13 protein-coding genes and 1 pseudogene are annotated in these 14395 nt (G+C 35.9%); 13 read left to right on the top strand and 1 reads right to left on the bottom strand.

Annotated features, from left to right (window positions below; translation table 11 throughout):
* Positions 1 to 367 precede the first annotated feature (367 nt).
* Complete coding sequence (locus BK579_RS21635) at positions 368 to 1210, bottom strand: alpha/beta fold hydrolase (protein WP_078549126.1); 843 nt, start codon at positions 1208 to 1210, stop codon at positions 368 to 370.
* Positions 1211 to 1679: 469 nt separating this feature from the next.
* Between BK579_RS21635 and BK579_RS21630 the strand changes: the two genes are divergently transcribed.
* From BK579_RS21630 to BK579_RS21570, 13 genes and pseudogenes are all read left to right on the top strand, one after another.
* Positions 1680 to 3017, top strand: coding sequence for an MATE family efflux transporter (locus tag BK579_RS21630; protein WP_078549124.1), 1338 nt, complete (start codon positions 1680 to 1682; stop codon positions 3015 to 3017).
* Positions 3018 to 3221: 204 nt separating this feature from the next.
* On the top strand, positions 3222 to 4232 hold the full coding sequence (locus tag BK579_RS21625; RefSeq protein WP_078549123.1) for a permease: 1011 nt from the start codon (positions 3222 to 3224) through the stop codon (positions 4230 to 4232).
* 14 nt (positions 4233 to 4246) lie between these two features.
* Complete coding sequence (locus tag BK579_RS21620; protein WP_235848504.1) at positions 4247 to 5203, top strand: TIGR03943 family putative permease subunit; 957 nt, start codon at positions 4247 to 4249, stop codon at positions 5201 to 5203.
* Positions 5204 to 5911: 708 nt separating this feature from the next.
* The gene (locus BK579_RS21615) at positions 5912 to 7135 is read left to right on the top strand and encodes an IS110 family RNA-guided transposase (RefSeq protein ID WP_078548540.1); all 1224 of its coding nucleotides are present in this window, start codon (positions 5912 to 5914) and stop codon (positions 7133 to 7135) included.
* A 446-nt stretch (positions 7136 to 7581) separates the two neighbouring features.
* A pseudogene (locus tag BK579_RS21605) lies at positions 7582 to 8275 on the top strand (Crp/Fnr family transcriptional regulator).
* 342 nt (positions 8276 to 8617) lie between these two features.
* Positions 8618 to 9037 carry a universal stress protein gene (locus BK579_RS21600; RefSeq protein WP_078549119.1) on the top strand — a complete coding sequence of 140 codons (420 nt, stop codon included), beginning with the start codon at positions 8618 to 8620 and terminating at the stop codon, positions 9035 to 9037.
* A gap of 216 nt (positions 9038 to 9253) precedes the next feature.
* Positions 9254 to 9385, top strand: coding sequence for a hypothetical protein (locus BK579_RS26835; protein WP_268876533.1), 132 nt, complete (start codon positions 9254 to 9256; stop codon positions 9383 to 9385).
* A gap of 84 nt (positions 9386 to 9469) precedes the next feature.
* On the top strand, positions 9470 to 9889 hold the full coding sequence (locus tag BK579_RS21595; protein WP_078549117.1) for a universal stress protein: 420 nt from the start codon (positions 9470 to 9472) through the stop codon (positions 9887 to 9889).
* Positions 9890 to 10220: 331 nt separating this feature from the next.
* Positions 10221 to 11666, top strand: a complete 1446-nt coding sequence (locus BK579_RS21590) for a SulP family inorganic anion transporter (RefSeq protein ID WP_078549115.1) — start codon at positions 10221 to 10223, stop codon at positions 11664 to 11666.
* A gap of 17 nt (positions 11667 to 11683) precedes the next feature.
* Positions 11684 to 12103, top strand: coding sequence for a universal stress protein (locus BK579_RS21585; protein WP_078549113.1), 420 nt, complete (start codon positions 11684 to 11686; stop codon positions 12101 to 12103).
* Positions 12104 to 12354: 251 nt separating this feature from the next.
* Positions 12355 to 13173, top strand: a complete 819-nt coding sequence (locus BK579_RS21580) for an undecaprenyl-diphosphate phosphatase (protein ID WP_328589292.1) — start codon at positions 12355 to 12357, stop codon at positions 13171 to 13173.
* A gap of 143 nt (positions 13174 to 13316) precedes the next feature.
* Positions 13317 to 13850: a DinB family protein gene (locus BK579_RS21575; RefSeq protein WP_078549112.1), complete on the top strand. Its 534-nt coding sequence runs from the start codon at positions 13317 to 13319 to the stop codon at positions 13848 to 13850.
* Positions 13851 to 13885: 35 nt separating this feature from the next.
* Positions 13886 to 14191 (top strand): MGMT family protein, encoded by a 306-nt coding sequence (locus tag BK579_RS21570; RefSeq protein ID WP_078549110.1) that lies wholly within the window; start codon positions 13886 to 13888, stop codon positions 14189 to 14191.
* Positions 14192 to 14395: the final 204 nt, after the last annotated feature.

Genomic DNA, 14395 nt, shown 5'->3' with positions numbered 1-14395 from the left:
GGCTGAATAGAGCTCAGCTTGGGTATATAAGCGGAAATTTTCCGTTTAAGCAAATGATAATATCGCATTTTTACGTTTTTTGCTTAAATAGGCGGAATTCTTCCGCCTATTTAAGCTGTTTTTAGTGCTATTTTCTAATTAAGAGAAGTTTTTCCGCTTATTTATCTAACTTTCTGATTCCCTTATCTGATTCCCAGAAGGTCCGCTCTTTTATGTTGGGAAGCGAACAGAGCTTTGAGGGACGTTAGTTTAACAGGTAGCCAAAATTATTATTTGCCAAAAAACAGATATAACAGCCAGTACAAATTAAGATGCATTTTCGATGGGGGACAGAAAACAGAACTAATTGGATTAAGTAGCTTTTTAATTAGTCGGGGCTTAAACGACCATCAGAACTAAATGCGAGAATCTGTTCGAATACTTCACGTGTTCGTTCAAATGTTAGAAGATGCCCTGTCTTATTGTAGGTGATTAAGTTTGCTATTGGTAAGTCCTGTACTAATTGTTGTCCAGTTTTTAGTGGGACCACTTTATCATTTTCTCCCCAAAGCAACAGTGTGGGAACAGATATTTCTTTCAGTTGTTCTTTTGTTAAATCACCCTCCCGGTGACGAATAAAACGACAAAGTGCGTGATAGAAATCCACTTCTTTTAACGGTTTTCCAAACTCATTAATTACTTCTTCTGTAATATAATGTTGATGATAAAATACGTTCCTTAGACTATTTTGGACCCCTTTGTATTTTATATAATATTTGATAAAGAGACTGAAATAGGGGATATGGGAAAGAAGTATTAACCATTTACTTGCTCTTTTTAAATATCCTGAACTACATAATAGTATTATCCTCGAAATATTATTTGGTGCCTTTCGAGCTGTATATAAGGCAACTTGACCACCCATAGAGTGGCCTACAAGCAATACCTTTCTGAGGTTAAAGTGCTTAATACATTCAACAATTATATTTGAATACTGGTCAAAGGAGTAAATAAACTTCTTTGATTTTTCACTTTGACCAAAGCCTGGCAAGTCGATAGCTAATACCGAAAAATGTTTTGCTAATAAGGGAATTAGCCGATTAAAAGTGAATGTTGATGATACAAAACCATGAATTAATACAATCGGAGGTTTTTCATTCAAGAGATATTCACAGAAGACATTGATTTCTCCAATTTTTATATGTTTCTTTTGGATTAAGTGCTCATTCAACTTAAATCCTCCCTGTTTAAAGAATGTATGTTGAATATATTATTTACTTTATGACTGGAAAAAATGTCATCGGACTTGGCGCTAATAAATGTAGCTGCAATAACTTAAAAGTGACGTTGGCAATTACTTCCTCAGATAATCATTCATATTACTTATTAGGTTCAAGGAGGTACATTGATATCTTAGTAATATTATTCCGTTTCAAGACAAAGGAAATCTTATTTAGTTTAAATTATTTTCATCTTTTCTTATTAAAAAAAGGTTGCCTTATGAAGTAGAATAAAATATGATATTAATCGTAATAATTCCTATTTGCAGATTTCTTTATGAAGCTTTCATCCATAATAATTCAATAAATTTAAAGGGCAATATGCTGAAAGTCTAGGTTTTAATAAATTTTTATATAACTGATCAGTTTTAGATGTTTTGTACATACAAGTACCACCACACTAGTTTCAAGGAGAGAAATATGAGACAAGTAGAAGTAGTTGAGCAACCTAAATTTCATGCATTATTAAACCATCGAAGCTATTTAATTCTTGCTATCCCCTTAGTCATTTCAGGGTTATCAACTCCCATTTTAGGAGCCGTGGATACTGCTGTTGTTGGGCAGCTATCTAATCCAAGTTTAATAGGTGGGGTAGCAGTTGGTTCCCTTATTTTTAATATTATGTACTGGTTATTAGGTTTTCTCCGGGTAAGTACAACGGGATTTACCGCACAAGCATTTGGCGCAGAACAGGAACAATCCCTGGCATTTATTCGGCCCATGCTAATCGCTGCGTTGTTCGGAATCATATTTATCTTATTTCAATACCCAATTGTTTCTTCAGCCCTTTCACTAATGGGGACAACTGAAGCAGTTTCTGAACAAACAAAATCTTATTTTTATATTCGAATCTGGGGTGCCCCTTTTACACTAGCTAGCTATGTAATGATTGGTTGGATGATGGGAATGTCAAAAATAAGACAGACCTTGTATATCCAACTATTTATGAATGGTTTAAATATTGTTTTAGATATTGTGTTTGTTCTAGGTCTAGGATTCGGAGTAAAAGGAGTAGCAACAGCTACGTTAATATCTGAGATAAGTGCAGTTATACTTGGTTTACTTCTAATTTTAAAAAGTCGATCTTTGATGATTTCACCTTCAGTCCTGCGCTCAATCTTCGACTCTAAACCTTTCATCAGAATGCTACAAATGAACCGGGACCTCTTTTTAAGGACGATTTGTTTGCTTACTATGACTTTTCTTTTTACAAAAGAAGGTGCGAAAATGGGTGAAGTTACACTTGCAGCAAATGCCATTTTACTTCAAATTCATTACATTATGGCTTACTTCTTTGGTGGATTTGCTAATGCCTCAAGTATCCTCACGGGAAGGGCCATTGCTGAAAAAAATCAGCTATTATATAAACAAGTTTTAGCCTTATCGGCAATATGGGGTCTGATTACAGCAGTTTTCCTTTCAATGACTATTATTTTTAGCGGAACAGCTATCCTGGGCATATTTACTCCAAATGCAGAGGTAAATGAAGTGGCTTCGCAAGTATTGTTTTGGGTGATTATCTTCCCGATCTTTGGATTCTGGGGTCTTCAATTAGAGGGTATCTTTTCAGGTGCGACAAGAGCAGGGGAAATAAGGAATTCAATTAGTCTAGCCTTAATTGTCTTTATCATAGCACTTACTGTTTTTGTTCCTTATTATGAAAACGACGGAATATGGATTGCCTTTGTCCTTTTTAGTTTATCAAGATCTATCTTTCTATGGTTGTTCGTCCCTAAACTAAGAGATTCATTTCTTTAAATTGTTTTATCTGAAAGGACTTGATTGACCTAGTTTAAAGTAAATGATGTATTTTAGTTTATAGTGAATTTATAAGACCTTTCAAAAGCCAAAGTTTACGAAAACAGCCGATTAAAAAGTTAGGTGGAAAATTTTGGAATGGACGTGCTTTGAACCTGTCTGTAAGATTAGTTTGGAAAAATATTTTTTGGATAGGAGACAGATATGAGAGGTTCTCTTAATACAATAGTAAAAGATATCATTGGACTAGCCTTGATTGTCCTATTTATCTTTCTATTTTTGTTTGTGGATTTCACTAAAATAAACGAGTTTAATATACCGAGAGATTGGTTAAATGTTAATACAATTTTTCTTAGTATTGTTTTAGAGGCAATACCGTTCATATTATTGGGTGTTTTTATTTCGGCATTGATTCAAACGTTCGTGTCAGAAGAGTGGCTGCAACGATATATTCCTAAAAATGCGTTTGCAGCCTTAATACCAGCAGCCCTTTTAGGTGCTATTTTTCCAATATGTGAATGTGCGATCGTTCCAATTGTACGACGTTTAATCAAAAAAGGAATGCCACTTCATGTTGGGGTTGTCTTTCTAGTTGGAGCTCCTATCTTGAATCCAGTTGTGTTTGCCTCTACGTACTATGCTTTTCAGGCTAATCTTGAGATTGTTTATGCGAGAATGGGTTTTGCGTTTGTTCTATCAATACTTATTGGTTTAATCTTATATTTAGTCTTTAAAAATAAGGATCAAATCCGCTGGAGCAGGGAAGAGTTGTCTGGTAGAGACAAGGATTCAGAACAGATTTTTACAAATAAATGGAAATCCACCTTTTTTCATGCGAGCGACGAGTTTTTTGAAATGGGAAAGTATTTAATAATGGGTGCCTTCATTGCTAGTTTATTTCAAACCTTTCTGGACCGAAACATACTTCTAGCAATTGGATCGAATGATTTTACAGGCCCATTGGTGATGATGGTGTTTGCTTATGTTCTATCACTTTGTTCTGAAGCAGATGCTTTTGTGGCATCGTCGTTTGGCAATACTTTTACAGCTGGTTCAATTCTAGCTTTCTTAGTATATGGACCAATGTTAGATTTAAAAAATACGATTATGCTTTTTGCCTATTTTAAAGCGAAATTTGTCATTTGGTTTATGGTTGTTGTCACTAGTGTTGTCTACATTTCAATATTAATTTATCAGCATTTTTTCTTAGTGTAAGGGAGGGGATATAATTGAACCGAGATCAACATTTTCATCTATATATCCGTGGCATCATTTTAATTGGCTTTACGATGCTTATGTTTAAGCTCATTCTAACAGGAGATATTATCAACTTTATTGCGCCAAGGATGATGCCATTTATTTATTTTGCTACGATCACCTTTTTTGTATTAGGAGTTATTCAAATTTGGAGAAGTGGTTCTAAAAAAGAGGATGAGGTTCACTGTGGTTGTGGAATTGATCATGATCATGTAAAAGGGTCTCCAATTAGATCGGTACTTCTATATTCAGTGTTTATTATTCCTATCGTTACAGGTTTTACCTTTGCTGATAATGTGTTAGATAGCTCAGTGATTGAAACAAGAGGGATTAAGTATGGCTCGGGGCTGTATACAAAACCTCCAAGTCCAGAGGAAGCAGCAGCCTTAAAAGAAAGAGATCTATCAAGAGCAGAAGCATATTTAGAGAATCCTGATGAGTATATGAATGACCTAGAAGCTGCATATGGTGAAGAAGAGATTCCCTTAGAGCATCCTGAGGGATTTGAAGTTCAAGAAGTGCCTCAGGAATATTATGATGAGCTCAAAGAAGAGCTATTAAAACAAGATACAATTATTGTATCAGAGGATAAATATATTCCTATTATGAATATCATTGACAGTAATGTAGATCAGTTTGTTGGAAAAGAACTTGAGATTGTTGGTTTTGTATACCGAGAACTAGATTTTACTAAAGATCAGATTGTTATTGCTAGATTCGGTCTTTCATGCTGTGTAGCTGATGCCTCGATCTATGGAACACTTTCAACAGGTGATTTGGTAAAGGAGCTAGAAAATGATCAATGGATTCGAGCAAAGGGAACGATTACAACAACAGAATATAATGATTGGATATTACCATATCTTCAAATTTCGGAGTTAGAGATTATTGAACAGCCAAAAGAACCTTATATATATGAATACTATTAAATGAAAAGCCACCAATATGGGTGGCTTTTTAATGTGGAAGTTTTGGTAGTCCTCGATACTAAAAAAAACGACCATTGAGCATAAAAATGTTTGCTTAATGATTGCTTATAATGAGTAGTGATTTAGGTGATTCCGGTGTTTTTGATACAGTTGCGAAAGTAAAATCAAGGACGAAGTGAATCATAGGCCCTCTATGATCCAGTTGCTAAGCTAAAAGAGGGGGATTCTGAGACTAAGTATTTTAAGAGGAGACCTTTATGCAAATGAGTATTTCCATCATGGAGGATGAAAATGCGTACTCACCTTGTGTTGAATGAGCGAAGAGCCACCTGACTCCTGCGGGATTTAGCGGTCTCGTGAGACCCCGCAGGAACCAAAAGCGACGAGGCTCACGGACTGCCTCGCGGAAAGCAGGTGGATCGCAGTGAATGCAACTCACAACCCTGGTATTTTCAGGGTAGACCCCAATGCTAAAAATTTTCGCACCATGGCGCATGAAAATATGCGTTCCCGCCCATAAAGTTAATACAATGATTATTAGTAGAGGTCGGGATGTCTTGATGTCTTGAGCTCGTTGGGTAGACGGACCGCGGTTAGTAAGTGTACCATGTTTTGTCGCTCTCATTTGAGAAGCACGTAGGGTAGATCACACAATAAGCTGCCGTTTAATAATCATTGTTCCTATAATATTGGGTAGGTGATTGTTTCATGCAGATTATTAGCAAATATGTATGTGGAATGGATGTCCACAAGAAATCAATTACAGCTTGTATTTTAACACCAAAGAGTAAAGAAGTTCGTACCTTCGGAACGATGACCGATGACCTTCTTTTACTAGTAGACTGGATTCAGTCAAATAAGTGTACTCATGTAGCAATGGAAAGCACTGGCGTGTACTGGAAACCAATTTATAATCTATTAGAATTGGAACCTTCTCTTCAAACTTACGTGGTTAATGCGCAGCACATTAAACAAGTTCCTGGCCGTAAAACAGATGTCAAAGATGCAGAGTGGATTGCAGATCTTTTAAAACACGGCCTATTAAAACCGAGTTTCATTCCCGACCGAGAGCAACGAGAGTTGCGTGAGCTTGTTCGTTATCGTAGAAGTTTAATTGATGAACGTGCCCGGGAAGCTAATCGTATTCAAAAGGTCTTGGAAGGAGCAAACATTAAACTTAGCTCCGTAGCTACTGATATTTTAGGTGTTTCTGGTCGACTAATGCTTCGCCAACTAATCAAAGGTGAGACTAACCCTTCACTCTTAGCGGAACTAGCAAAGAAGCAGCTTCGTAAGAAGATGGATCTTCTAGAACGTTCATTGAAGGGATTAATTGGGCCTCATCAGAAATTTCTACTTAAGGGTCAACTTGATCACATTGAGTATTTAGAAAAGCAAATTGAAATGTTGGATCTAGAAATAAAGGAACGCTTAAAAGAATACAAAGATGAAATTGAACTGTTAGATTCTATCCCGGGAATCGCAATTCAAACAGCTCAACATATCATTGCAGAAATCGGCCCAGATTTAAGTAGATTCCCAAGCGCTGCTCATTTAGCAGCATGGGCTGGTATGGCTCCAGGACAAAATGAAAGTGCAGGTAAAAAAAAAACAGCACGTACTAGAGACGGAAATAAATATCTAAGAAGCGCACTTATTGAATCAGCTTCAAGTGCTACTCGGAAAAAAGACTGTTATTTAGCTGCGAAATACCAACGATTAAAAAGAAGACGCGGTACCAACAAAGCAAAAGTCGCCATTGCACATCAAATCTTAGTCATTGCTTATCACTTATTAACTAGAAAAGAGAGTTACAAAGAACTTGGTTCTAATTACTATAGTGAGAAGGCCTTAGAAGTGAAAAAGAAAAAAGCTATCAAACACTTAACAAATTTAGGATACGAAATAAGACATCCATTACAGTCCGCTTAAAAATCAACCATAATATTTAGATACAAATATATGTAGGGAACTTTTTTAAAAAACCAAAAAGGTACCCTTTATTTAGTGTTGCCTTCTGGCCAATTTTATTTTCAGGGTAGACTTCCATGCTAAACAAGTATTTCGCACCATGGTGAATGAAAAAAGTTAGTAATTTATACTTAGCTTGGTGTCTAGCTCCAGGCGCTATCGGCTCGGGGTCATAAGTCAATCCATCTAGAAGGTTAAAGAGCAACCTTCTAGCCGTCTTGTCTTTTGACTGTCGCCGATGAACGAGCGCCTTCCGCTTTTCTTTTTTCAGGGTAGACATCCATAGGAATGGAATTTTACTAACCTTCCTAAAAAATAATCATTAATTATATGATATTTCTCACTCTAAACAATCTTAAATACGACTAAAATAGAAACTAGATAAAAGTGTAGAGGAGCGATCTATTTTGAAATTAGAGGTGATAAAAAAACACTTACAAGGTGTTTCACTTTTTAAGCAACTTTCAGATGGAGAGATTAATCATATTGTTGAGATTTCTCAAATGAGAATATACAAGAATAGATCATTTGTTTTTATGCAAGGTGAACCACTTGATCGTGTTTTTTTTATTCGGTCCGGAATGGTGAAAATTCATAAAACTGATATTTCTGGAAAGGAACAAAATTGTATCGATTCTTGAAGCGGGAGAAATGTTTCCACACGCCGGTTTTTTTAGAAAAGGCTTTTTTCCTGCACACGCAGAAATCCTTGAAACAGCGGAGTTAATCGTCATTCCAATTCATCAATTTGAAGGTGTGCTCCTTAAATACCCAGAACTCTGTGTGAAGCTTTTTAAAGTATTGGGTGATAAATTAGTCGACCTTCAAAATCGTTTGGAAGAGAAAATTCTCCGGGATACTTACGAACAGATTATCATGCTGCTGCTACGTTTGTGTAAGTCAAATGGTGTTCAACTAGATGAAAAATATAAAATCACGACCAATTTTACGAACAGAGAATTAGGAAATATGATTGGAACGACAAGAGAAACAATGAGCCGAACCTTAAGTCAATTGAGAAAAAGGGGACTTATTGAAGTCGCTGAAGATGGGTGCCTTGTGATTAGTCCGGATCAATTGGAAGGTGAAATAAATTTCTAGAAAATAAGGGGGCTATCCCTCTTATTTAATTTTCATATGGAATATTCTATGTTTTGAAAGTAAGCTTGTGATGGGTAGAAATTGAGAAGTAAAAGAGTAAATAAGTTGTTATATGCTTAAATGAAGTTTTTACGAGAATGCTATAATAGGCCAGGCTCACTTGTTTGCTATGCTCCCAATTTATAAGATTAGAAATCATAAAAACATAGAAAGAGTTATAATGTTAAAATACATGCCCTTCAATCGGAGTGGTTTGGTAATTTAATAGTACGGGTAATGTTTTAGCATTAAGTGACAAAAAATTAGAATGTAATTGTTAAGTGGTTGCTGGGAGGGAATCTAATGTTTTCAAAAATATTATTAGCTTCAGATGGATCAAATCATGCTGTAAGAGCAGCTGAAAAGGCTGCATATATTGCATCAGGAACACCAAATGCGGTACTAGAAATTGTCTATGTTGTTGACTCAACAACCTCCAAAACGGACGTATTACACAATGGTAATACAGAGTTGATTGAGCAAAATCGAAAGCAACGGCTAGAAAAAACAGAAGAATTGTTAAAAGCTAAAAATATAGATTACAAGATAACTCTTCTCCATGGTGATGCTGGTCCATCTATTGTTGATTATGCAAATGATCAAGATTTCAACCTTGTTGTCCTGGGGAGTAGAGGACTGAATGCGTTGCAAGAAATGGTACTAGGTAGCGTAAGCCATAAAGTTGCTAAAAGAGTAAATTGTCCTGTGCTTATTGTTAAGTAATATTTATGGTTAGAATAATGGTGGTTTAACGGGAATCAAGGGGGAACCTTGATTCCTTTTTCTGTCTTTTAGGGGGAGGATGTTTAAGTTGGGAGAAAGTGAATCCAAAGAGAGTGTCTGATTCCTTCCAGTAGAGAATCGGGGGAGAAAGGGAATCAGAGAAGGTGTCTGATTCCCTTTCAGTAGAGAATCGGGGGAGAAAGGGAATCAAAGGAGGTGTCTGATTCCCTTGCTGTAGTAATCGATGGAGGAAGTGAATCAAATGAGATTTCTAATGCATTTGCTCATGGATATAGAGAGCGAAATGAACTAGAAAAGTCTCAAATTCCGGCACTGATCAAAAAATAAGTATATTTTTTGAATATTAATGAAACCGCTTCCGAGGTAATTGAATATAATTTATAATTAGATAAAAACGAGAGGGGAAATTGGATGTTTAGAAATATACTTGTTCCAGCCGATGGTTCATTACACTCTCTAAAAGCAGCGGAAAAGGCAATTGAACTTGCTAAGATTGATAGAGATTCTTTTATTAATGTTCTATATGTGGTAGACGGAAATACTTCAAAATATGATGTCCTACGAAACTGGGATTTATTACAGGTTACAGATCAGCGAACGAAAAAGTTTCATTCTATTACAGAAAAAGCAAAAGAAGCGGGAATTAACTATGAGTTGAAAATTGTAAGAGGAGATCCAGTTCCACAGATATTAAAACACGCCACAGATTATAAGTCTGATGTAATTGTTTTAGGGAGTAGAGGCTTAAACAAACTTCAAGAAATGGTACTTGGAAGCGTAAGCCATAAGGTAGCAAAGAAAGCAAAATGCCCTGTAATGATTGTGAAATGAAGTTCCTATAATAATAATTATCTGATTATTAAGAAAATAATTAAAAAAGCCTACCAAAAGGCTTTTTTTGATTATGCCAGAAATACCATTAAGACTTTATATTCGTACCATTGAGAATGAAAGCAGATTGCCTATGAGCGATGAGGTACCCCGCGGAAAGCAAGTGGATCGCAGCACATGGAACGCCACTACCTAGGTTATATTCAGGGTAAACTTTTTCAAATGCTAATCTGCGATATGTCTCCTAAGTTCTTAAACCAACCTGTCCACTCATTGTTTGTACTATTCTTGGGAATATTAACTCTTAGAAATTTAGCATGTTAGGAGAGATATGATGAATTGGAAGGAATCTTGGTTAGGAAATGTGAGAGGAGACCTTCTAGCTGGATTGGTGGTTGCACTTGCACTAATCCCTGAAGCGATTGCCTTTTCCATTATCGCTGGTGTTGATCCTATGGTTGGACTATATGCTTCATTTATCATTTCAGTTGTTATTGCCTTTGTAGGGGGAAGGCCTGGGATGATTTCTGCTGCAACAGGTGCAATGGCATTATTAATGATTGATTTAGTCGCAGAGCATGGTCTTCATTATTTATTAGCAGCAACAATACTTACAGGGATTTTACAGATTGTATTTGGGATCTTAAAGCTAGCTAAATACATGAAGTTTATTCCTCGATCGGTCATGGTCGGCTTTGTGAATGCGCTAGCTATTTTAATTTTCACTTCGCAATTTCAGCATTTTATAGGTGAAGGTTTTGACATGTATTTAATGGTTATTGGGGCTCTACTTATCATTTATTTATTACCTTATTTAACAAAAGTGGTCCCTTCACCGTTGATTGCCATTGTAGTCATTACAATTTTAGCAATCATGACCGGAAGTGAGGTTAGAACAGTGGGAGATATGGGAGCACTAACAAGCGCTTTTCCATCACTATTTATTCCTCAGGTACCACTTAATTTAGAGACATTATCGATTATTTTTCCATATTCGATAGGTTTAGCAATTGTTGGTTTGGTGGAAACTTTATTAACAGCAACGATTGTTGATGATTTAACAGATACTCCTAGTAATAAAAATATGGAGTCAAGGGGGCAAGGTATTGCTAATATTGCAGCTGGATTCTTTGGTGGAATGGCTGGTTGTGCTATGATTGGACAATCTGTAATTAATGTTAAGTCTGGTGGTAGAGGAAGGCTTTCAGCTTTTATTGCTGGTACTGTTCTTATCATGCTTATTGTATTCCTAGGTGATATCGTTGCACAAATACCAATGGCAGCATTAGTTGGAGTGATGTTCATGGTTGCCATAGGAACATTTGATTGGAATTCTTTGCGAACCTTGCGTATTGTACCTATCACTGATTCTATTGTTATGATTGTTACAGTGTTAACTGTTATTTTTACTCATAACTTAGCGATTGGTGTGTTAACAGGAGTAATACTTAGTGCAGTTATATTTGTATCTAAAATATCAAGAGTGAAGGTTTCGAAATCATCGAAAGCAAATCGGGTGATCTACGAGTTCAAAGGAGAACTCTTCTTCGCTTCTGTTTCCGATGTAGTGCAAGAATTTAATTACGATATTGGAGATAAAGATCATGTCGTATTAGACCTAACCGAATCTCATTTATGGGATGATTCAGCCGTTGCTGCAATTGATAAGATTGTTTTGAAATTTGAAGAAAAGGGAAAACAAGTTGAAATTATAGGATTGAATAAATCGAGCTCAGAACTTATTGATAAGTTAAGTAGAAAGTTAAGTGCACATTAATGAGAGGAGGAGCTGAAATGTTTAAGAAGATTTTGTTAGCCTGGGACGGGTCAGAGCATTCTGTTCGGGCTGCAAACAAAGCAATCGAAATTGCAAAGTGTACAGAGGGTTCAAAAGTAGTTGTAGTTTATGTAAAAGATACAGATAAATCAAAATCAGATGTGTTGCAAAATTGGAATAGTATAGATATAACCAGTCCAAAAGAAGAAAGAGTAAAATCCATCGAGAAAATGGCAAAGGATTCAAACATTCAATATCAAGTGGAAATGTTAAAAGGTGAACCGGGACCAGCAATCGTGGAGTATATTAACCAACATGAATTTGATGTTGCGGTAGTCGGTAGTCGAGGTTTAAATGCACTTCAGGAAATGGTCCTTGGCAGTGTTAGTCACAAAATAGCAAAGCGCGCAAATTGTCCGGTAATGATTGTTAAATAAAAACAAACACTAAAGGCTCGGTCTACAACTGGGTCTCTTTTTTTCGTAAAATAAAGGAGTACGGTTAGAGAATTTTTTATATCTATTTTCTATCATTCCAAGTATGATATTCTTATTGTTTTATTTTAAGGCTCCTTCTGAAAGATTGTTGCTCATGTACCCTAGTTTTAAGTGGAAAAACAAAAAGAGTATTCAACAGCAACAAAGCTTACGAAAACAGCCTATTTTAAATAGAGTGAGGGGAAACGAAATTGAGTTTGTGGGAATTTTTTGTAGCGCTGATACTTGGGATTGTAGAAGGTTTAACTGAATTTGCTCCTGTCTCTTCAACAGGGCATATGATTATTGTTGATGATGCTTTTTTAAGATCAAAGGACTTATATTCTCAGGAAGTTGCTAATACATTTAAAGTTGTCATACAACTTGGTTCTATTTTAGCTGTGGTGTTACTTTTTAAAGACAGATTTAAAAATTTGTTAGGTCTAAGTAAAGTGAAAAATGACGGGCCAAGGTTAACACTACGTCAGATTTTTGTTGGATTACTGCCAGCAGGAATTCTTGGATTATTGTTTGAGGATTATATCGATACGTACTTATTCTCTACGAAAACAGTACTAATTGGATTAGTTGCAGGTGCGATTTTGATGATTATCGCTGATAAATATCGTCCAAAAACAGAGGTTATTGAAACTGTTGATAAGATTACCTATAAACAAGCCTTTCTAATTGGACTATTCCAATGTATCGCACTATGGCCGGGATTCTCTAGGTCGGGATCAACTATCTCTGGTGGAGTTCTATTAGGGCTTAGTCATCGGACTGCCGCGGATTTCACATTTATTATGGCTGTTCCAATTATGTTAGGTGCAAGTGCTATATCTATACTTGGTAATTTAGAATATTTTACCCAAGATGTAATTCCCTTCTTCATTGTAGGTTTTGTTAGTGCATTTATTGTTGCATTATTGTCTATCCAGTTTTTCTTGAAATTGATCAATAAAATTAAACTAGTGCCATTTGCAATTTACCGTATCGTATTGGCAGTGGTTATTTATTTCATTCTTTTTTAATAAAATTAAAAGTGCATTGGTCCTCAAAAGAAGGATTAGTGCACTTTTTTGTGGAATTTTAAAAACAACTAGATATTACTTAATAATGGAATACTTGGTTGAATTTTTATCATATGAGATAGAAGGTTCAAGGGAGGAAAAGAATGAATTTTAAGATGAAAGAAGCAATTGAAATGTTGGAGCGGACACCTAAAACATTAGAGTATTTTGTGTCTGGTTTGTCTAATGGTTGGTTGCTATGTAATGAAGGGGAAGGAACATGGAATGTCTCGGAGGTGATCGAACACCTGATTGAAGGTGAGAAAAATAATTGGATTCCAAGGCTAGAAATGATTTTACAAGAAGGTGAAAGTAAGGCATTCCCTCCATTCAATCGTTATTCACATCTAAATAATGATGAACCAACAAACTCAATCGAAAATAGCTTGCTCGAATTTAAACAACTTAGATCAGATAATATATTGAAACTTGGCACAATAATTGACCCGGAATCACATTTAGAATTAACGGGGATTCACCCGGCATTTGGTGTAGTGAAGGTAAGAGAGTTGATTTCAACATGGGTAATTCATGATCTAACACATATCTCTCAAATAGTTCGAGTGATGGCAGAGAGATATAGAACGGATGTGGGGCCTTGGAGTGAATATCTTGGTATACTCAAAAAGTCAAAATGATAAGAAACAATGGAAGTTAAGGAAAGGATTATGTAATGACACCCTTTACCGAAAAAGTCATTGATATTATTCAAGGAATTCCTAAAGGTAGGGTAATGACATATGGACAAGTTGCCAGACTCGCGGGAAGTCCAAGAGCTGCACGACAGGTAGTCCGTGTTCTCCATTCGATGAGTAGAAAGTATAACCTTCCTTGGCATAGGGTTATTAATGCAAAGGGGCAAATTGCTATGAAAGACGATGCCTCGTTCAATGAGCAAAAAATGAACCTGGAAATTGAGGGGGTAGACATAGGGGCATATGGGGAAATTGATTTAATTAAATATCAGTGGAAGGAATAAAAGGGTACCTTTACAAACAGAAGGGTACCCTATTTTTTATATTATCTTCATTTTTTTGTTAGATTTATTTTAGTAATGCCTAGCTCTCTAGGATGATCGATGATGCTTTGGAGTCTGCAAACTCCTATTGTGTATTAACCAGTTCGATTGAGAGGGAGATAACGTTAATCAGCAGGTTAATTAGCAATTGTTTAGAAATCTAAC

The sequence above is a fragment of the Litchfieldia alkalitelluris genome, assembly GCF_002019645.1.
GTDB lineage: Bacteria > Bacillota > Bacilli > Bacillales > Bacillaceae_L > Litchfieldia > Litchfieldia alkalitelluris.
This window is presented reverse-complemented; position numbering and strand designations above follow the sequence as displayed.